Annotated in this window: 16 protein-coding genes and 1 pseudogene; 13 read left to right on the forward strand and 4 right to left on the reverse strand. The window is 68.5% G+C overall.

Annotated elements, in window-relative coordinates; genetic code table 11:
• Window positions 1-37 precede the first annotated feature (37 nt).
• The 5 genes from KY5_RS32945 to KY5_RS32975 all read left to right on the forward strand — a co-directional run bounded on the left by KY5_RS32945 (window position 38) and on the right by KY5_RS32975 (window position 4,924).
• Window positions 38-862, forward strand: coding sequence for a hypothetical protein (locus KY5_RS32945; protein ID WP_098245627.1), 825 nt, complete (start codon window positions 38-40; stop codon window positions 860-862).
• Window positions 859-1,863 carry an ABC transporter ATP-binding protein gene (locus KY5_RS32950; protein WP_234362978.1) on the forward strand — a complete coding sequence of 335 codons (1,005 nt, stop codon included), beginning with the start codon at window positions 859-861 and terminating at the stop codon, window positions 1,861-1,863. The genes KY5_RS32945 and KY5_RS32950 overlap by 4 nt, the downstream gene beginning before the upstream one ends.
• Window positions 1,860-2,642 (forward strand): ABC transporter permease, encoded by a 783-nt coding sequence (locus KY5_RS32955; RefSeq protein ID WP_098245628.1) that lies wholly within the window; start codon window positions 1,860-1,862, stop codon window positions 2,640-2,642. Before KY5_RS32950 ends, KY5_RS32955 begins: the two co-directional genes overlap by 4 nt.
• Entirely contained in the window at window positions 2,639-3,472 is an 834-nt protein-coding gene (locus KY5_RS32960; RefSeq protein WP_159072655.1) for an ABC transporter permease, read from the forward strand. Before KY5_RS32955 ends, KY5_RS32960 begins: the two co-directional genes overlap by 4 nt.
• An 879-nt stretch (window positions 3,473-4,351) precedes the next feature.
• Window positions 4,352-4,924, forward strand: coding sequence for a hypothetical protein (locus tag KY5_RS32975; RefSeq protein ID WP_098245630.1), 573 nt, complete (start codon window positions 4,352-4,354; stop codon window positions 4,922-4,924).
• Between the two features lie 463 nt (window positions 4,925-5,387).
• Here KY5_RS32975 and KY5_RS32985 read toward each other — a convergent pair whose 3' ends face one another.
• Complete coding sequence (locus KY5_RS32985) at window positions 5,388-5,651, reverse strand: hypothetical protein (protein WP_098245632.1); 264 nt, start codon at window positions 5,649-5,651, stop codon at window positions 5,388-5,390.
• A 270-nt stretch (window positions 5,652-5,921) separates the two neighbouring features.
• Here KY5_RS32985 and KY5_RS32990 point away from each other — a divergent pair, with 270 nt between their 5' ends.
• The 6 genes and pseudogenes from KY5_RS32990 to KY5_RS33015 all read left to right on the forward strand — a co-directional run bounded on the left by KY5_RS32990 (window position 5,922) and on the right by KY5_RS33015 (window position 12,982).
• Window positions 5,922-7,724, forward strand: coding sequence for an Hsp70 family protein (locus tag KY5_RS32990; RefSeq protein ID WP_098245633.1), 1,803 nt, complete (start codon window positions 5,922-5,924; stop codon window positions 7,722-7,724).
• A gap of 6 nt (window positions 7,725-7,730) precedes the next feature.
• Window positions 7,731-8,459 carry a hypothetical protein gene (locus KY5_RS32995; protein ID WP_159072657.1) on the forward strand — a complete coding sequence of 243 codons (729 nt, stop codon included), beginning with the start codon at window positions 7,731-7,733 and terminating at the stop codon, window positions 8,457-8,459.
• Between the two features lie 410 nt (window positions 8,460-8,869).
• Window positions 8,870-9,229, forward strand: a pseudogene (locus tag KY5_RS33000) (hypothetical protein); the annotation flags it as partial.
• A gap of 406 nt (window positions 9,230-9,635) precedes the next feature.
• Complete coding sequence (locus KY5_RS33005; RefSeq protein WP_098245635.1) at window positions 9,636-10,817, forward strand: sensor histidine kinase; 1,182 nt, start codon at window positions 9,636-9,638, stop codon at window positions 10,815-10,817.
• Window positions 10,804-11,475, forward strand: a complete 672-nt coding sequence (locus tag KY5_RS33010; RefSeq protein WP_098247626.1) for a response regulator — start codon at window positions 10,804-10,806, stop codon at window positions 11,473-11,475. Before KY5_RS33005 ends, KY5_RS33010 begins: the two co-directional genes overlap by 14 nt.
• A gap of 220 nt (window positions 11,476-11,695) precedes the next feature.
• Window positions 11,696-12,982 (forward strand): serine hydrolase domain-containing protein, encoded by a 1,287-nt coding sequence (locus tag KY5_RS33015; protein ID WP_234362980.1) that lies wholly within the window; start codon window positions 11,696-11,698, stop codon window positions 12,980-12,982.
• 308 nt (window positions 12,983-13,290) lie between these two features.
• On the opposite strand, the gene KY5_RS41950 is transcribed toward KY5_RS33015, so the two are convergent.
• From KY5_RS41950 to KY5_RS33030, 3 genes are all read right to left on the reverse strand, one after another.
• Complete coding sequence (locus tag KY5_RS41950; RefSeq protein ID WP_159072658.1) at window positions 13,291-13,455, reverse strand: hypothetical protein; 165 nt, start codon at window positions 13,453-13,455, stop codon at window positions 13,291-13,293.
• 578 nt (window positions 13,456-14,033) lie between these two features.
• Window positions 14,034-14,669: a transposase gene (locus tag KY5_RS33025; protein ID WP_234362981.1), complete on the reverse strand. Its 636-nt coding sequence runs from the start codon at window positions 14,667-14,669 to the stop codon at window positions 14,034-14,036.
• A gap of 250 nt (window positions 14,670-14,919) precedes the next feature.
• Window positions 14,920-16,110 (reverse strand): magnesium and cobalt transport protein CorA, encoded by a 1,191-nt coding sequence (locus KY5_RS33030; RefSeq protein WP_098245636.1) that lies wholly within the window; start codon window positions 16,108-16,110, stop codon window positions 14,920-14,922.
• Window positions 16,111-16,320: 210 nt separating this feature from the next.
• Between KY5_RS33030 and KY5_RS33035 the strand changes: the two genes are divergently transcribed.
• Together KY5_RS33035 and KY5_RS33040 are read left to right on the forward strand one after the other, a co-directional pair.
• On the forward strand, window positions 16,321-17,556 hold the full coding sequence (locus KY5_RS33035) for a winged helix DNA-binding domain-containing protein (RefSeq protein WP_418952836.1): 1,236 nt from the start codon (window positions 16,321-16,323) through the stop codon (window positions 17,554-17,556).
• Between the two features lie 9 nt (window positions 17,557-17,565).
• Window positions 17,566-18,498, forward strand: a complete 933-nt coding sequence (locus KY5_RS33040; RefSeq protein WP_098245637.1) for a LysR family transcriptional regulator — start codon at window positions 17,566-17,568, stop codon at window positions 18,496-18,498.
• Window positions 18,499-18,553 lie beyond the last annotated feature (55 nt).

Genomic DNA, 18,553 nt, shown 5'->3' on the forward strand with positions numbered 1-18,553 from the left:
CGCCGCCGTAGCCGGCCCTTTGCTGGCCGGACCCACCGTGGCAGCCATCGAACACGGCCTGCGCACCGGGTCCTGGACAGCGGCCGGTGACGACGCCCTGCGCACCGCGCTGGTACGCCCCAGCGCGGCATGGATCGTCGTGTTGCCGCCGGGCACGACGGGTGCCACCCCCGCGGTGCTGTGGAGCGAACCGTGGTGGACCGGACAGGGGATCGTAAAACCAGCCGTCATCGCGGGCGCCGAGTCGACGCAGGCGCTGTTCGGCTACCGGACGTCGAGTACACCGCCGACCGTGCTCGCCCGCCGCATCCGCTTCGGTCCCGAGGCGCTGGCGGGTGCCGACGCACTGGGACGGCTGCCGCTGGGCACCAGCCCGCCAGCGCGTGCTGCCCACCCGGTCTGGCTGCTACTCGCCCCAAGTCCCGCGGACGGTTCGCAGCCACACGGCACATCCGGAGCACACGCCCACACCACGTGGGCGGTTCACGCGTGTCTGCTCGGGAGTGAGGGGCCGCTCAGTCCGCGTCGGATCCGCCTGCGCGGTGCTTCGGACTCCCGGCTGTGGCAAGCCTCCGCGCTGGTGGGCGTCCTGGCCGGATGGCTTGCCCACTCCCGGACCGGGCAGACCGCGCCAGCGGGCTCCGCATCCCTGGCGTTGTCCGGCATAGCGGACACCGCCAGGGATGCGGGGCCCGGGCACCAGGCGGTACGGGACGTTCTGGAGATGTGGCACGGGCCGGACCCCACCACCCGCGCACGGGAGTTGCTGCGCGCCTGCTTGCCGCTGCTGATGGCCGACGAGCCGACCGCCTTCGAGCGATTCGGCCGATGGTTCGACAAGGAACGAGACGGAAGACCATGAACGCCATAGAAGTTCGCGATGTGCACCGAGTGTTCCGGTCGACCCGCAGGACCCGGCTGCGCGCGCAGCACACCGAGACGACGGCCCTGCGCGGCATCGACCTGGACGTGCAGGCGGGCAGTCTCTTCGGGCTGCTCGGCCCGAACGGCGCGGGCAAGACGACGACCGTGAAGATTCTGACGACACTGCTGCTGCCGACCAGCGGCCGGGTATGGGTGGACGGCATTGACGCCGTCGCCCAGCCCCAGGAAGTGCGCCGCCGCATCGGCTGCGCACTGGGCGGGGACCGCGGGTTCTACGACCGGCTGAGCGCCGAGGACAACCTGCGCTACTTCGCCGACCTGTACGGCATCGAGCCGCGCGCGCAGCGCACCCGGGTCGCCGAGGTGCTGGCGCTGGCGGACCTTGCGGACCGGCGCAAGGACCGTGTAGAGGGCTATTCACGCGGCATGAAACAGCGGCTGCACATCGCGCGCAGTCTGCTGCGGGACCCGGACGTACTGTTCCTGGACGAGCCGACCAACGGGCTCGACCCGGTGGCGGCCCGGGATATCCGGGCGGCGATCAATCAACTGCGATCGGCCGGCAAGACGATCTTGCTGACCACGCACTACATGTTCGAGGCGGAGGAACTGTGCGACCGCCTCGCGGTGATCAGCGACGGCCGGATCGTCGTCGAAGGCACGGCGCAGGACTTGGCGGCCGAGGCGCGCACCGGGGTGGTGGTGCGTGCCGAGACCCGGGGCGCCGAACCGTTGCTATGTCAGCTGCTCGAAGCCCGGGCCGATGTACTGAACGCGTCGCAGGAACTGCTGGACGACCGGGAGCTGACCACCGTGCGCATGACGCATGGGCGGCGTACGGAGGCCGAGCACCTGGTGCGCGAGGTCCTCGAAGATGCCCCGCACGTCCGCGTACTGGACATCGCCTCCCGGGAGCCGAGCCTGGAGGACAGCTATGTGGCCCTGGTGAGCCGCAGCCTGACCGGAACCGCGCGATGAGCGCGGTCGGCCACCATGCGGCGCGGTCGTTCGTCCGCGCCATGGCGCTGCACTTCGTCGGGCTGACCCGGGAACGTTCCGAAGTGGTGCTGACGCTGGTCGTCCCTGTCGGTTACGCCAGCATCGCCTACTTCATCCACCGCAGCGGGGATCGCTCGGTCGACCTGCGCGGCCTGATGGCCGGGGCAGGGCTGATGGGCATGTGGAGCACCGTGCTGTTCGGCGCCGGAACCGCGATCCGCAACCAGCGCATGGCAGGCACGCTGGAGCTCCTGCTGATGGCGCCTCAACGGTTCGCCACGACGCTGGCGCCGATGGTGACGGCCAACGCCTGCTTCGGTGCGCTGGCCGTGGGGGCGACTTTCGCCTGGGGAGCGATCGCCTTCGGAGCCACGGTCGCGCCGACCAGCATCCCCGTGCTGGCCTTGGTCGTCCTGGTCACCGCTGCGGCCATGGGCGCGTTCAGCCTGCTGGTGGCGGCGCTGTTCGTACAGGTACGGCGCGCGGAGAGCCTCGCCTCACCACTGCTGGCGCCCCTGTGGATCATCTCCGGAGTCCTTGTTCCGGCCGCGCTGCCTCAGGCGCTCCAGCCGGTCGCCGCACTGTTCCCCATGACCTGGGGGGCGCAGGCTCTGCGCGGCGCGGCCACGGGCGCGCCCTGGAGCATGGCGCTGCTGTGGTGCGCCCTGGTCGGCGTTGTGCATGCCCTGATCGGGTCGTACCTGGTGAACCTGGTGGCCCGGACGTCCCGCAGCCGAGGGGAGTTGCACCTGTGGTGAGCGAAACGCATCCGTCGGTACAGGACCGGCCGGCCATCGCGTCCCGGCGCCGGGCCCGGCCGCACACGGTGTCCTGGCGCACAGCATGGTTGTCCTTCCGAGCCCTGTTCAACTGGAACGACCCAGGTCCCTTCCTTCTGGCGATGGTCGCCACACCCCTGTGCGAGTTGCTGTTCTACTCACGGGTGGGGCGCGCGTTCGGGGCCGCAGGGCCGGAGTTCTACGTACTGGGCGGAGCGATGCTGGCCGCGTGCACGCCATCGATCGCGGGCGGCGCCATGTCACTGAGCAGCGAACGCTACTTCGGCACGCTGGAACACCTGCTGCTCAGTGGACGCGGACGCGGACGCGTGAGCGTGCTGCTGACACGCGCAGTGCCATACGCCGCCGCAGGTCTCCTGGCGGCCGTGCTGTCGTTGCTGGCGGGCATGGCCGTACTGCGCACGACGCTGCCGGTGGGACAACTGCTCGCTTTCGTACCGTTGCTGGCCGTGGGAGCGCTGAGCGCCACGTACTTCGGTATGGCCCTGGGAGTCGGCGGCCTGGTGACCAGAGGCGTTTTCACGCTGATGAACATCGCCTTCATGGCCCTGGCACTGGGGGCGGGGCTTCTGGTGCCCGCCGCCGAACTTCCTGGGTGGCTGACCGCCATCGCCATGGTGCTGCCGATGCGGCACGCGGCGACAGCCGAACGGGCGGCGGGACACGACCCAACGCTCATGGGCCTCGCAAACGGCGCGGCGGCCGAGGCACTGGTCGCCGGAGCGTGGGCGGCCGTCGCCGTCGGACTGTTCACCCTGTACGAGAGGCGCATGCACCGAGGTGTCTGAGTTCCCGAATGACCCCAACGAGCCGGAGGTGCCCGATGATCCAGGTCAGCGGGGGTGATCTGTACCGGAGCGGGAGCGCGAACAATTCCGGGGCCGGGCCGGGGACGACCTCGACGACGGGGACGCGGCGGCCCGGGAGGAACGGGGCCGTGAGCGGCACGGCGGCGAGGAACGTACCGACGCCGACATCTACTGGTCCCTTGCCACCAGTCTCGGCGTGGACATCGCCCTCAGCTACCGGACCCCGGAAGCCGATGAACACGTCCTCGACCACCACATCGAGCAGGTCCTCCGCTAACGACTTCGTGCATGGTTGGCGGCGGGGCGTCGATCTCCGTGTCGAGCAGTGGAGTTCATCCCGTGGAGGCTGGTAGGGCTGTCTGCTGGAGCGAGACGAGTCCGGCGATCGCTGTCACGGTGTCGTTGAGGATTTCACGTCGGCAGTGGTGGCGAGTAAGGGCCCTCCAGTTCTTCAGGTGCGCGATGCCGTGCTCAACCGTTTTGCGACGGTGCCGGTCACCCTGCTTCCCGGACTCGCTCGTGGCGCTTCTTCGACCGCTGTCCGCTGAGGCCGCGAGAGTGCCTTTCAGCTCAGCCACTCAGCCGCGTAATGGAGAGAAGAGCTGGCTCAGCTGGTGGATCAAGGTACCGACCTGGGTCCGGAGGCTGGGCGGGCGGGTCTGAACCCGCGACTCCTTCGTCCCGAACGAGGTTCGGTTGATGATCTTGCCTGCGAAGATGGTATCTGTGCAGGTCAAGGAGATAGGGCCGGGTGGGTTCGCAGGGTCTGGCGGGGGTTAGGGGAGCGGATCGGCTCCCAGATGGCTCCCAAGCGGGGTTGTCCCGGCGTGTGGACGGGCTGGGTCTCTCCTGCACGGTGTGCCTACCAGCCAGTGCCTGGTGCTGGGCATCGAAGTGCTGAGCTACTGGCAGAGAGCGAGGGCTCGCTGGCACATCGCCGATGATGGGGTGGTGCAGGAGAAGCGAGCTGAAGAGTACGGAAAGTGCGCTGCGGTCCTGGATATCGACCTCAAGGTGCCCGGTGCTGCCGCAATCTTCGATCAGGCGTTGACGAACGGTCTAGCAGCAATCGTTGCGCAGACCTCGCCCGGGGAGGAGGCGGAAAAGCGGAAAAACGGCGACCATCGACTGAAGTCGGCAGCCCAACTGCTGCAGGTCATCGCCCAGCGATGCGATGAGGCGGGCGAGGGCATACGACTGTTGCCGGACGAGGTGGGCGCACCAAGGACTCCAGTAGACACGGACACTCTGCGCGACGCCCTGGAGCAGACACAGCGTGTGCGGCATGCGAGAGGTGCAGGTCAGCTGGAAGTCCGGCACGTGACGGCGTTGCTTGCACTCGATGATCACTCTGCCCTTGGGCAAGTCAGCGACGAGCGAAGGGAATCCGACTGGGTTAGGGACGAGATCCAGGACCGGTACGAGCAGTAGCGGTCCTACGACTACATGCAACTGATCGGTGACGACGAAGCGGACAGGCGGGTGTCCTCCGTAGGTGACTACGGACCGGTACATCCTGACGACCTCATTGACGACAAGCGGCTGATGGACGGCCCTGTTTGCCAACGAGAAACCCTCGTCGTGACTGGGCTCGATGACTTCGGTGCCGGTTACGGGCCCGGAACTTGTGTGGTGTGCTCCTACGCCCGGAGCATCCACGCCGCGCATGAGCTGGCGCTACACCACATGATCGCCAGACATCAGGACGACTGATCGGCGCCCCTGTCTCATCTGAGGACAAGCCCATGGAGCGCATGGGCAGGGCACGAACCCATGACCAAGCAGTGGGGCGCCGCCCGCTCAGGCATCGCTTACGCATTCGGCACGGCTGGCCTGAGGTGGCGGAGTAGCCACGTGTCCGCCACCACAGGGACATCCCGCTAGCCCGAACCCCTCAGCCTGCGCCCTCGCCGTGCTTCGTGAGGATGCTGCGAACTGTGTTGCGGGAGTGGCCCGAGAGTTGAGCGATTTCGACCTCGCTCAACCCCGACCTCTTCGCCGCGATGACCAAGCCATCTCGCGTGGCACACGTACGTCGGTACTTCTCAAGCTTCTCCCGCACGATGTCTGCGCTGTCTTCCGGCGACGGTGCATAAGAGACACCCGCCCTCTCGATCTTGTACGTGCGGTGCAATCGGGAGTCGCTGCTGCTCTCCATGCGCCGCACAGTAGGCGGTAACGACGCTTGCGGCGGCTGTGCAGCATTGCACAGCCCTGTTCAAAATTGCACAACCCGGCTACTCCCTGCGGGTGGATGTTTCGCCGTTTCGAGGCTCCCCTGCCGGAGAAGAAGCCGCTGGTCTGCGACTTCTTGTGAGTCAACTCACCACAGAAGAAAGGCAGTTGTGCAGAACTGCACAACCCTCGCGTTCCGGCACCGTGTTCCGGACGTTGAGGTTCACCCTTTCGTCCGTACGAACGGAATCATGTGTTTGCTCCTCGCCTCGTAGCCGCCATCGACATCGGCACCCACGGCATCGGCGCCGCCTGGTGCGTCATCTCGGAATCCAACGCCGAGCCTTCTAGTCGGAAGATCCATTTTTGTGACCAGTGGGAGTCGCAGCCCGCACCCACAGCGAAGAACCTGTCGGCACTCCTGCTCGACACCAACGGAAAGCTGATCGCCTGGGGGTACGACGCCCGACGGCTCTGGCTCACCCAGGGCGCCGCTCTCCGCAGCCAAGGGGCGCGCTACCACCACGGCTTCAAGATGGACCTCGGGGTGCGCCCTGCCCCACAGAGCACCGACGACAGCAGCGTCGACTCGGACTCTTCGTCAGCCGAGCCCGCCGGCAAGGAGCGGGAAGTACTGAAACGCGGCACTCCCACCGACCGGTTGACACCTGATCTGCTGACGATGCTGCTGCGGGAGGTCGTCTCCGTCACCCTGCGGCAGATCGCTGCCAGCGGATATGACGAGGACGACGTCCGCTGGTGCCTCACTTCGCCCGCCTGCTGGAGCGATTACCAAAAGTCCGTGCTGCGCGGCATCGCAATGGACGCCGGACTACCCCGTGAAGACGGGAGGGTGCTGCTATCTCTCGAGCCGGAGGCGGCGGCCCACTACGCGCGCGTATCCGGGGTGCGGGTCGTGGGCGACCACAATGGCCCCAGCAGCGATCTCCTGGCTCCTGGCGCCCGGTTCATGGTGGTGGACTGCGGGGGCGGCACCGTGGACATCACGGCCTACGAGAACGACGCCGACGGAAAGATGATCGAGATCGGCCGATCCATCGGTGACCGCTTCGGGTCGGACTTCCTCAACCGTGCCTTTGAGAAGGAGCACCTCCGGGACTGTCTCGGCGACCAGGACATCCTGGACGAGATCCAGGAAAACTGTCCCGACGCCCTGCTCAATCTTGTTGACCAGTGGGAGCGCGGCAAGCTGCACGTCGCCCTCGATCAGGATGAGAACCTCAACCTGCTGATCCCCACGGCTATCGACCGTCGGCTGGGCGCCGCCGTCCGCAAGCGCCTAGCCCGGCGCCAGAACAAGATCAACGATGCCATCGTCCTCACCCCCGCCCAGATCCACGCGTTGTTCGACACCGTCATCCCCGGCACCCTCGACCTCATCGAGGCCCAGCTCAAGGAAATGGATGCCTCCCGCGGAGAGAACAACAGCCCCGACGTCATCCTCCTGGTCGGTGGCTTCAGCAACTCCCCATACCTCCAGCAGGCGGTCAAGGAGCGCTTCGGTGAGCGCACCCAGGTGATGGTGCCCCCCAACCCCGACATCGCTGTCCTGTTCGGTGCCACGCACTTCTGCTACGACCCCCAGACCCGTGCGCGGCGCAGCCGCTTTACCTACGGCACCGAGGTGAACGACGACTTCGAGGAAGGCATCGACCCCGAGGCCAAGCGCTACGTGACGTCCCGGGGCAAGGCCACCTGCGAAGACCGCTTCTCCATCTTCACCCGCGCCGGCGCGTCCGTACCTACCGACGCCGAGGTGATGCGTGAGTACGTGCCGCTCGAGGAGGACCACACAGAGGTCGACTTCACGATCTACGCCACGAGCCATCCCGACCCCCGCTATGTCACCGATCCGGGGTGCGACGCACTGGCTACGGTCACCGTGGACTTGAAGCCCGTCATGCGCTTCGAGCTCGAGGAGCGCGCGCTGCGTCTCTTCATGCGGTTCGGTGAGACCGAGATCAAGGCACGTGCCGAACTCGTCCAGGGCGGTGGTGAGATCGCCACCAGCGTCCGCTTCCACTCCAACTACTGACGAGGAATGACGATGCAATTCTTGAGCCGTCCTCGTGAAGTACCCGACGACAGCCCTGCAGCAGACATCGAGTGGCAATACGAAGATGATCTCCTGCAGGAGCAGCTTGACCAAGCGTTGGCGCGGATCGATCAGCTGGAGAAGTCCGCCAAGGCTGGCGAACACGAACACGGTCAGTTGCGGCGTCGATTGGACCGACTGGAACGTCAGCTCGGAACGTTGATGGCCGCGCGGACGGCCGAACGCGATGATCTACCCGGAGCGGAACACGGGGAGCATCAGGCCCTAGCCCGCCGGTACCGCACTCTGGTCGAGCAGCGTCTGCTGAATTTCGCCCGCCGCTATGCCGAGCGTTGCGACCGCGTCATGGACCGCCCTGAACGTGAGCGCGGTTACCGCCTGATGGGGCTGCTGAGCCAGCAACTGTTCACCGATGACCTCAAGTCCAGCCGAGAGATCGTGCGTCGCCTTCACCTCCCGGAGAGCGATGGCCACATCGAGAACGCCCTCACCACACTGCGCGGTCACTGCTCCGAGCTAGCAGCGGAGATCCACCGTGCTGGTCTTCACCACAGCTGGGACACGATCTGCACGCCGGGCGTTGCGCTAGAACCGGCACGCCAGGAGCAATGGCCCTCTTGCGACGAGGGAGCACCGGTGCTGTTCGTCATGGCGCCGGGATACATCGTCAACGGGCGCTCGTACTGCCTTCAGTACGTGTACACCTCCCTCTGAGGTCCGCGATACTCCTCGCAGCACGTGGTGTCGGCCCGACAAAAGTCATCGTGAAGCAACATCCGCAGAACACGGGAACTGCAACCACACAACGCAGAGGCTCCCGTATCTGCAGGGTGCGGCGGGGGAAGGGCCGCAGCGCTGTCTAACCGCGAACGGGGTTTGCGGTTGGCCCCTGCGACCGGGTTGACCTGGTCGCAGGGCAGGGGCTGCCGCACAGTTCGACTGATGCGACCGGGCTGTCTACCAGAGTGAACCCTGAGCGCTTTCCAACCTCATGCTGACGCATGGTGAAGGACGAGGACGGCCTTCACCATGCGTCAGCATGAGGTTGGAAAGCGCTCAGTGATGGTGGCTGGTGGGCGGGCTCTCCAGCCGGTGGCCCAGTCGTGCTCGCAACCGAGATCTGCCGGGGATCGGACGCAGCACACCGCGCGGGCCTGGAGATCCTCCATGGGCGGGTGCGTCGGCTGGCGGCCGGGGGGCGGCGGGGCGACGAGGAGTTGGCCGCCCAGATCATCCAGGCCACCGGCCAGGGCGCGGTCACCACCTGGCACTCCACCCCCGCGGACCGCCGCGATCCGGCGCTGTTGACCGCCCTGCGCGAGTCCATGGTCGCGGGCGTCACCCGCGCCGAGTCTGCGGTCCCCACCGCGGACTCCGGTCCCACCGCAGCGGCCCGCGCGCTGCGCGCCGCCCTCCCCGACGACGTGGGCGACCACATTTCTCCGGCTGGTTCTCCCTTGCCCATAACGCGCCTTCAGCCTTGATCACGTCTCCGCCGCCCCCTGTTAACGACGCTCGTGGGCAATACACCTAGAGACCGGAAGTACGCCGGCTATATGCCCGTGGGCACGGCCCGCTCGGAGGATGGGGAGTGGTAACCGCCACTGTCGTGGTGACGTCGCGATCCCCGGAGGCAAGGCCGCCTCTTCGGACCATCGCGACGCGGACCTGCTCGGACGTACTGCCGTCGCGGCAGCAGTCGGACCGTCCATCCGCCTGGGCGAGGAGACCGTCCGGACGGCCGTCGGCGAGGTCGTCGACCTGCTGACCGCTGCCCGACGATCGCTCACCTCCGGTCCCTCGTGAGGCGGGTCGAGCCGTGGCAGCGAGTGGCTCTTTGGAGTGACGAAGGTCGGCGTACGAGGTCCTAGTGTCGGAGGGATGAGAGTGATGGACGGCAGGTGGCCCCGGTGGGGCGCTGAAGCCGGGTTGGTCGTGCTGACGCTTCTGCCGCCGCTGCTGTCGCAGCCGTACGTGGACACCTCCGGGGCGGCATGGGTGTCGCTCACGGCGTACGAGGTGGTGGGAGCGGTGGTCCTGCTGCTGAGGCGGCGGCTGCCGGCCACTGCCTTTGTCGTGGTTTTCGGGGCCCTGCTGGCGGCGTTGGTGGGCAGCGCGGGCGCGGGGGCCAAGCTGTCGCCGCTGGTCTTCCTGCCGCTGGCGGTGATGCTCTACAACCTGGGCAACCATGGCACGAGCTGGCGACGGACCCTGTCGGCGGTCCTCGGCGTCACCGTGCTGAGCGTGGCCGGTCTGTGGCTGAACCGGATGACGACCGACTCCGGCGACTTCCAGGGCGGTCTGGACGTCCTCGCCGCACTGGCCCCGATGCCGCTGGCGTGGGCCATGGGGTTCGCCGCGCGGACGCGGCAGGAACTGCTGGCCGCGGCCGAGCGGCGGGCGGCCGACGCGCGCCGGGCGCAGGCCCTGGAGGCGGCGCAGGCCACACAGCGCGAGCGGACACGGATCGCCGGTGAGATGCACGATGTGGTCGCGCACTCGCTGACCCTGCTCGTGGTGCACGCGGAGACCCTGCGGGCCCGCGGCGGCGAGCTGCCCGACTGGGCCCGTGCCCAGGTCGACGGTCTTGCGACGGCGGGCAGGCAGAGCAGCGGCGAGCTGCGTGACCTGCTGCGGATGCTGCGCGATCCCACGGACGCGGTCCCGCTCCAGCCGGTGCCGGACCTCGGCGAGCTGGACACGTTGCTGGACAGCCACCGTGCCGAGGGAGGGACGGTCGAGCTGACGACGGGCGGCACGCTGGAGTCCGTTCCGGGGCCGGTGCAGCTGGCGGCGTACCGCGTCGTGCAGGAGGCACTGGTCAACGCACGTCGGCACGCGCCCGGGGCACCGGTCCGGGTGAGTGTCGACGGCGTAGCGGAAGAGTTGCGGTGCGAGGTCGTGAACGGCCGCGCGGCGCGGCGCGCAACGGCCGGCGCGGGTGTCGGACTCGGTCTGGTCAGCATGGAGGAACGGGTGGGTGCGCTGGGCGGCGAACTCACCGCGGGCCCGACCGGTGAGGGCGGCTTCCGCCTCGTGGCCACGATGCCGTGGGAGCCTGCCGGTGTCTGAGCAGATCAGTGTGCTCGTCGTGGACGACGAGCCGATCATCCGCGCCGGTCTGAGCGCGATCCTGGACAGCCAGGCGGACATCACCGTGGCGGGCACCGCGAACGACGGTGAGGAAGCCGTCGAGGCGTGCGCGCGGCTGCGGCCCAACGTGCTGCTGATGGACATCCGCATGCCGCGCCGCGACGGACTGTGGGCGCTGGCTGAGCTGGGCCGCCGGGGACTGACCAGGCCGGGGCGCAGCCGGGTGCTGATGCTGACCACGTTCGACCTGGACGAGTACGTCGACGACGCGCTGGCCGCCGGGGCCTCCGGCTTCCTGCTGAAGAACAGTTCGTACGAAGAGCTGACCGGGGCCGTGCGCGCCGCGGCGGCCGGGCACAGCGCGCTGAGTCCCGCGGTGACCCAGCGCATCATCGAGGGGCATCTCAGCGGCCGCCGCCGACCCGGCGACCAGGAGCTGGCCCGGCTGCGGGACCTCACCGAGCGGGAGGTCGACGTGCTGCGTCTGATCCGGGACGGGATGAGCAACGCCGAGATCGCCGAACGGCTCGTGGTGAGCCTGCACACGGTGAAGACGCACGTCAGCCGTGTGCTGACGAAGACCGGCTGCCAGAGCAGGGCGCAGGCGGCGGTGCTGGCCAGGAACACCCTGCCCTGACCCGCCCCTTCCTGGTGGGCGGGCGGGGCGCCGGCCCCCGCGAGGTCATTCCTAGGAGTGACCTCGTGCCCGCGGGAAGCCCGCCATCGAGCGATGTGCCGGGAGCGCGCCGCTGACTGAATGGCTGTTGTGCGCGGGATCCGCCAGAAGGCCGCTCGACGGATGGATGCCAGGTCCCTCGACGCACAGAGCAACTGTCATGCGCCGAAGGGAACCTGTCATGCCCATACATATGCCGTGCCGCCGCCACCGGATCCGCCGTGGGGTGCTGACCGTGGCGTTGGCGACCTGCATGGGCGCGGCGCTCGTGAGCTGTTCGGATGCGGAGTCGGACGGGGCCGGGCGGAGCGCGGTGAGCCCGGCGGCCGACACCCGGCTGGCCGGCCTCGCGCAGAAGGCGGCCGACACCGGCTCCTTGGGCGTCATCGTCCGGGTCGACTCCGGCGACGGGAAGCCCGTCGAGATCGCGAAGCAGGCCGCCTGGACGAAGGAAGATCACCGCATCGCCGTCAGTGACCAGTTCCGGGTCGGCTCCAACACCAAGACGGTCACCGCGACCCTCGTCCTGCAACAGGTCGCCGAGAAGAAGATCAGCCTCGACGACACGGTGGAGAAGTGGCTGCCAGGTCTGGTCCAGGGCGGCGAGGACATCACCGTACGGATGCTGCTCAACCACACCAGCGGGCTCGGCGACTTCCTGCTGACGCCGGAGTTCCTGCCCTCGCTCACCGGCCAGGAGCAGCGCACCTGGACGCCGGAGCAACTCCTCGCCGTCACACCTCAGCGGGAGTCCGCGCCCGGTGAGACGTACTCCTACAGCAACGCCGGCTACGAGGCACTCGGACTCATTCTGGAGAAGGCCACCGGGAGCGACCTGGCCGAGCTGATCCAGGAGAAGATCACCGGGCCGCTCGGCATGAAGGACTCGTTCTTGGTGACGCACGCCGATGGAGACACCGACGAGACCACCGGGAAGCAGCACGTGACCGGCTACGAGCCGGATGCCGAGCGCCTGAAGGCCATCCTCGCCGGGACCGTGGACCTGCCCGAGGGCGTCGGGTTCGCCGGTCCCGAACGCCCCAAGGGCAACGTCGACACCTCCGCCATCGACCCGAGCTGGTCCTGGGCGGCCGGCGGCATGGTCTCGACCGCACAGGACTGGCAGCGTTTCCTGACCGCGCTGATCTCCGGCGAACTGCTGCCCGAGGCGCAGCTGAAGCAGATGCGCACCACGGTCGACGCTCCCGAGGAGGGCGGAGGCTACGGACTGGGCCTGATGCGGGTCGACACCTCCTGCGGCACCGTCTGGGGGCACACCGGCGGCCTGCCCGGCTACTCCAGCGAGGTCTACACCGACGCGAGCGGTCGGCGCAGCGTCGCCGTCCTGACGAGCACGAACTTCCGCATCAAGGAGAAGAAGGCGGCCACCACGAACAAGACGCTCGTCGAAGCGGCCACCTGCCGGATGCTCGGCGAGCCGCAGCCCTCGGACAGCCCCGCCGAATGACTCAGGCGGAGGCAGGACGCCCCCTCCCTGAAGTGACGCTCGTTCTGATGGGTTGTCAGGTGGACTGTTGGGCAAGTCAGGCCCTGCTGGGGGCATATACCGATGGGGCACCGAGGGTGGTCGTCGTTCTGCGCGGAGCTGTTCGTTCCTGATGGTGGCATCTGCGCGTCATCGGTAACTGACCGCAGCATCCAGCAATATGAGAGGGCGGAAGGCAATTTTTCCTTCCGCCCTCTCGCCATCAGACCTCAGTAGCCTGCGCGGGTTTGACTGAGCGTTTCGCCCTGTGAGGTGTGTTTGATCCCGGGTCAGGTTCCGCGCCAGTTCAGGTTGGCTTCGCCCGTGAGGCCGTCGGCTTCCTCCAGCGCGGTACTCGGCATCGGATCGTCGGCGGCGTGACCGAGCGCACAGCGTCCGGCGAGGGAGCGGCACAAGGCGTCCAGGTGGTCGTGGAGCGCCGCCTGGCGCTCCACACCGGCACCTGCAGCCTCTCGGCCAGAACAGTGATGTCTTGGGTGGGAGGGGCGGGGGCCGGTGCGCTCATGCGATCACCATGGCATCCGCCACTGACATTCCTCGGGGAGCGGCGCGCGGCACGTCACTGGAATGGCGACCGGCGCGATTCCGGCAGGGATTCACAGGCCGGGCACCTTTCGACTGTCCTCGAAACGATGGAAGTTGTGAAGCTGTGATGCCTACGATGCGGCAGCAAACAGTCAACCGCCGCAACAGCGTGAGCCAGCGACGGTTAAATCTCAGGGGGAAGAATGCGCAAAATCGGTCTTGTCTTCGCGACCGGCATCGCCGGTGCCGCTGTCTTCATAGGATCTGGCTCGGCCCAAGCCGTCATCTTCAACCCGGACCCCTGCCTCGACTTGTCGGAGGTACAGAGCTGCGAAAACCACACGCTCTATGGGTTCCGCCAGCCTGCGGGCCCGACGACGAATCCCTGCGGCCTCCCGTGGCGGCCCGTGGTGATCGGCTCCTGCTGAGCCACGCCTTCGGTTGCCGTTAACCTCACCGTTTCACTCAGGGTGAGACCGGTTGCTGGCTACGAACGCGAAAGTGCCTTCTGATCTGGGGCGATGAACCTTGTCGAGGGGTTCTGCCGGTCCAGGTGGAAGGCCCTTTCTGCGTTCCGCGAGCTCGGGTCGCTGCCCCGGGTCAGGTTCCGCGCCAGTTCAGGGTGATCGATGGTCCAGCGGCGCGGAATGATCGTGAACCCCTTGACGCCCGGCGGGCGCTGGTCGGGGTGGACGTCGATGCCCAGGCGGGCGCCGTGCTTGATGGCGGTGGTCCGGTAGCCGGCGTCCGCCCAGGCTTTGGTCACCCGGGGGTGGGCGGCGGAGATGCGGGACAGCAGCGTGACGCCGGCTGCGGTGTCGGACACGCTCGCGGCGGTGACCAGCACGGTCAGCAGCAGGCCCAGGGTGTCGCAGCCGAGGTGGCGCTTGCGGCCGATGATCCGCTTGCCCGCGTCGGTGCCCTGGTCGGCCAGGTGCACGTTGGCGGAGGTCTTGATGGTCTGGCAGTCCAGCACGCAGGCGGACGGTTCGCCGTCGCGTCCTTCGGCCGCGCGGACCAGGTGCCGCAGCAGGCCGGTGAGCTGGGTGAAGAGATCGGGGGCGAGCCAGGAAGCCCATCCGCCGCGCGGACCAGGTCCTTGATCTTGGCTGCTGCAACACACCGTGCCTGATCTTCCGCACAGTGGTGCGGCCTTGCCGGTCCACATCCCGATCGGTCAATACCGTCAGTGACGGTTCGGCGCAGCCGGGGAGGGCTGGGGTGAGCCACGCAGAAACGGCGGATGACGTGCCGACGGGTGGTGGCTCGCTCCTCAGCGCCGCGCATTCTCCCCAGATTCTCCCCAGCGGGCTGAAATGGGAGCCCGGAGACGTTCGCGTCCGCGAAGCGGGTCGAAGGTTGCGTGCTCGGCGTTACAGCCAGTCCCGCCGCTTGAAGATGAAGTACAGACTCACGCACACCACCGCCATCAGCAGAATCGCGAACGGATACCCCGCCGCCCACTTCAGCTCCGGCATCGTCTCGAAGTTCATCCCGTAGATCGTCCCCACCAACGTGGGTGCGAACAGGATCGCCGCCCACGACGAGATCTTCTTGATCTCCTCGTTCTGCTCGAACCCCGCCTCCGCCAACGCCCGCATCTCCGCGTTCTGTTGCTGCGTCACCAGCGTCGCGTTGACCGTGAGGATGTCGGCGAGGGCCTGGCGGAAGCCGTCGACTCGTTCGCTGGTGTGGGTGACGTGGTCGGCCACGTCTCGCAGGTAGCGCTGGAGTTCCTCGTCCGTGCCGTACTTGGCGAAGCCTGCCATCAGGGCGTGGAGCATGCTCACCAAGGGGCGCGTCGCTCGTTGGAACTCGACCATTTCGCGGGAGAGTTCGTAGATGCGGCGGGAGACCGCGGGGTCGCCGCCGAAGACCTCGGTCTCGATTTCGTCGATGTCGTTCTGGACGCCGGAGACGACCGGGGCGTAGCCGTCGACCACCGCGTCGAGTATGGCGTAGAGGACCGCCTCGGGGCCGAGTTTGAGGAGGTCGGGGGTTTCCTCCATGCGGCGGCGGACCGCCGAGAGGTCGGGGGCCGCGCCGTGCCTGACCGTGATCACGAAGTCCGGGCCCACGAAGACGTGCAGCTCGCCGAAGTCGACCTCCTCGGGGGCGTCGAGGTAGCGGGCGGCGCGCAGGACGACGAAGAGGGTCTCGCCGTAGCGCTCCAGCTTCGGGCGCTGATGGGCCTCCATGGCGTCTTCCACGGCCAGTTCGTGGAGGTCGAACTCGGCGGCCAGGGACAGGAGTTCCGCCTCCGTCGGGCGGGCGAGGCCGATCCACGCCATGCCGTCCCGCTGCTCGCGCAGTTCTCTGAAGGTGTCCGCGAGGGTGGACGGCGTGGCCACCCGGACGCCGTCCCGGTACAGCGCCGCCTGCACCACGCTGTCGCCCGCGTCCGGAGCGGCCTCGGCCGACGTCGGTGTGGTGGGGGCGGGGTGTGCGTCCTTCGCCGGTGCGGGGGTCTGAGGTGTCGTTCGGCGCCACACGTGCTTTCTCCCGTTCTTCGCGGGAGGCGTGGGTGGTGTGGGTGGTGTGGGGCGGGCTCGGCGTTCCGCCATGCTGGGCGGCCTCCCATGTCGAACGTGTGTCTAGATGGCCACGGAGCAGGATATACGTCTCAAAAGGCGCGGGCGTGGCGACATCGCGGACGCGGCGCAGCCAGGACGCAGGCAGGAGGTGGACGCACGCGGACGCACGCTGACATGCGCGGACGCGGCGCGGACTCCTTGCGGACCATAGGTGTCCGCAATAGTCGTTAGCGTGCGGGCATGGCGACGGCGGGAGAGGCAGTGCAAGCGAAGACGAAGACGAAGACGAAGACGAAGGCAATGGTGAAGGCGCAGGCTCGTGAGCGTGTTCTTGGGCGGCTTGCGCTCAATCGCGCCACCCTCGACCGGCAGCTCCTGCTGCGCCGCTCCACCGACCTCTCCGTCGAGGACGCCGTCGGGCACCTCGTCGGGCTCCAGGCGCAGAACGTCAAGCCGCCCTACTACGCGCTCGCCGCGCGGCTCGAAGGCTTCGATCCGGCCGAGCTCTCCGGTCTTCTCGCCGACCGGAGGGTCGTCCGTACGGTCACCATGCGGTCCACCATTCACTTGCACACCGCCGAAGACGCCTTTCCCGTACGGCAGTTGATGCAGAGCGCCCTCGAACGCGAGCTGACCGCCTTCCGCGCGGGGCTGGTCGGCGTCGATCTCAAGGAGCTGGCCGGGATCGCCCGCGAGGCCGTCGAGGTCGAACCCCGCACCATGAAGCAGCTCCGCGAGGTGCTGCTCGTGCGGTGGCCCGACGCCGATCCGCAGTCCCTCGCGATCGCCGCCCGCTGCGTACTGCCCCTCGTCCAGGTGACCCCGCGCGGGCTGTGGCGGCGCAGTGGGCAGGTGGCGCTGACCACCGCCGGGCACTGGCTCGGGACCCCGGGTGACTCGCAGGGAGACGCGGCCGGTCCCGACGCCATGGTGCTGCGCTATCTCGCCGCGTTCGGGCCCGCCTCCGTCAAGGACATGCAGACCTGGGCCCGGCTCACGCGGCTGCGGGAGGTCTTCGAGCGGCTGCGGCCCGGCCTTCGTACGTTCCGTGACGAGAACGGCGTCGAGCTCTTCGATCTGCCCGACGCCCCGCGCCCCGATCCGGACACTCCGGCGCCGCCCCGCTTCCTCCCCGAGTACGACAACCTCCTCCTGTCGCACGCCGATCGCACCCGCGTCGTCCCCGCCGCGTACAAGGGGCGTACGTGGAAGGGGAACTACACCTACTGCGTCTTCCTGCTCGACGGGTTCCTCGCCGGTCTCTGGCGGCTCGTGGAGGACGCGGGGAGCGGGACCGCCGTGCTCGTCATCGAGCCGTTCGAGTCGCCCGAGAAGCTGGGGCGGGAACAGCGGGACGCGTTGACGACGGAGGCCGGGCGGATGCTGACGCGGATCGCGGAGACCTCCACCTCGTACGACATCCGTTTCGGGACCGTCTATGGGACGGTCAAAGATGGCAGCGCCCTCGGTCAATAGGCTGCTCCCATGGAACTACGGCAGCTCAGTTACTTCGTGACCGTCGCCGACGAGCTGCACTTCGGGCGGGCGGCCGAGCGGCTGCACATCGTGCAGTCGGCCGTCAGTCAGCAGATACGGCGTCTGGAGCGGGAGTTGGGCGCCGAGCTCTTCGACCGGTCGCCCCGGCACGTGCGGCTCACCGGGGCCGGGCAGCGGCTGCTGCCCGAGGCGCGCGCCGTGCTCGCCGCCGCCGAGCGGGCGCGGGAGGCGGTGGCGCGGCCGACGGGGCTGCGGCTCGCCACCAGTACCGGGCTCGGCGAGCACTTGGACCGGATCCTCGCCGAGTTCGCCGCGCGGGCGCCCGGCGTGCCCGTCGAGCTGGTGTCGGCGGGGGCCCGCGAGCGGCTCGAACAGGTCGTGGACGGGCGGGTCGACGCCGCCTTCGTACGGTCCTGCGATCCGGTGCCCGGCGTGCGGATCGTGCCGCTGTGGGACGACCCGCTGGTGGCCGTCCTGCCCGCCACGCATCCGCTCGCCGCCCGGCCCGAACTGGCGCTCGGCGACCTCGCGGGGCTGCCCCTGAGCATCACGCCGCGCCGCGCCAATCCCGCCCTCGTGGACCTCGTCGTGGGGGCGTGTCACGACGCCGGGTTCGAGCCCGTGCCGGGGCCGGTCGGCGGTTCGCTCCAGGACAGGCTCGCCACGATCGGGGCGGGCGTCGTGCCGCAGTGGACGGTCGTCTACGCCTCGCACGCGCGCGTGCTGCACAGCCCGAGGGTGGCCTTCGTGCCGTTCGGCGCACCCGGGCTCGCCCTCGCCACAGGGCTCGCGGTGCGGGCCAAAGCGACGGCGGGGGAGGAGTGGGTCAGGGAGCGGCCCGGGGGTGAGCTCGGCGTCTTCATCGAGGCGTGCCGGGCCGCCGCTTCTTCGGCCGTGCCCGCAGGGGCCCGTACCCCGTGACCTGCGGCGATCATCAAAGCTGATCGCTGCTGTCGCGGGCTGGCCCTTGGTCGCG

The sequence above is a fragment of the Streptomyces formicae genome (assembly GCF_002556545.1).
Taxonomy (GTDB): domain Bacteria; phylum Actinomycetota; class Actinomycetes; order Streptomycetales; family Streptomycetaceae; genus Streptomyces; species Streptomyces formicae_A.

Excerpts from the sequence above, each read along its gene's own strand:
- KY5_RS32950 (WP_234362978.1), top strand. The coding sequence starts at position 859 with ATGAACGCCATAGAAGTTCGCGATGTGCACCGAGTGTTCCGGTCGACC.
- KY5_RS32955 (WP_098245628.1), top strand. The coding sequence starts at position 1,860 with ATGAGCGCGGTCGGCCACCATGCGGCGCGGTCGTTCGTCCGCGCCATG.
- KY5_RS32985 (WP_098245632.1), bottom strand. The coding sequence starts at position 5,651 with ATGGAGAGCAGCAGCGACTCCCGATTGCACCGCACGTACAAGATCGAG.
- KY5_RS32995 (WP_159072657.1), top strand. The coding sequence starts at position 7,731 with ATGACGATGCAATTCTTGAGCCGTCCTCGTGAAGTACCCGACGACAGC.
- KY5_RS33005 (WP_098245635.1), top strand. The coding sequence starts at position 9,636 with ATGGACGGCAGGTGGCCCCGGTGGGGCGCTGAAGCCGGGTTGGTCGTG.
- KY5_RS33015 (WP_234362980.1), top strand. The coding sequence starts at position 11,696 with ATGCCCATACATATGCCGTGCCGCCGCCACCGGATCCGCCGTGGGGTG.
- KY5_RS33030 (WP_098245636.1), bottom strand. The coding sequence starts at position 16,110 with ATGGCGGAACGCCGAGCCCGCCCCACACCACCCACACCACCCACGCCT.
- KY5_RS33035 (WP_418952836.1), top strand. The coding sequence starts at position 16,321 with ATGGCGACGGCGGGAGAGGCAGTGCAAGCGAAGACGAAGACGAAGACG.
- KY5_RS33040 (WP_098245637.1), top strand. The coding sequence starts at position 17,566 with ATGGAACTACGGCAGCTCAGTTACTTCGTGACCGTCGCCGACGAGCTG.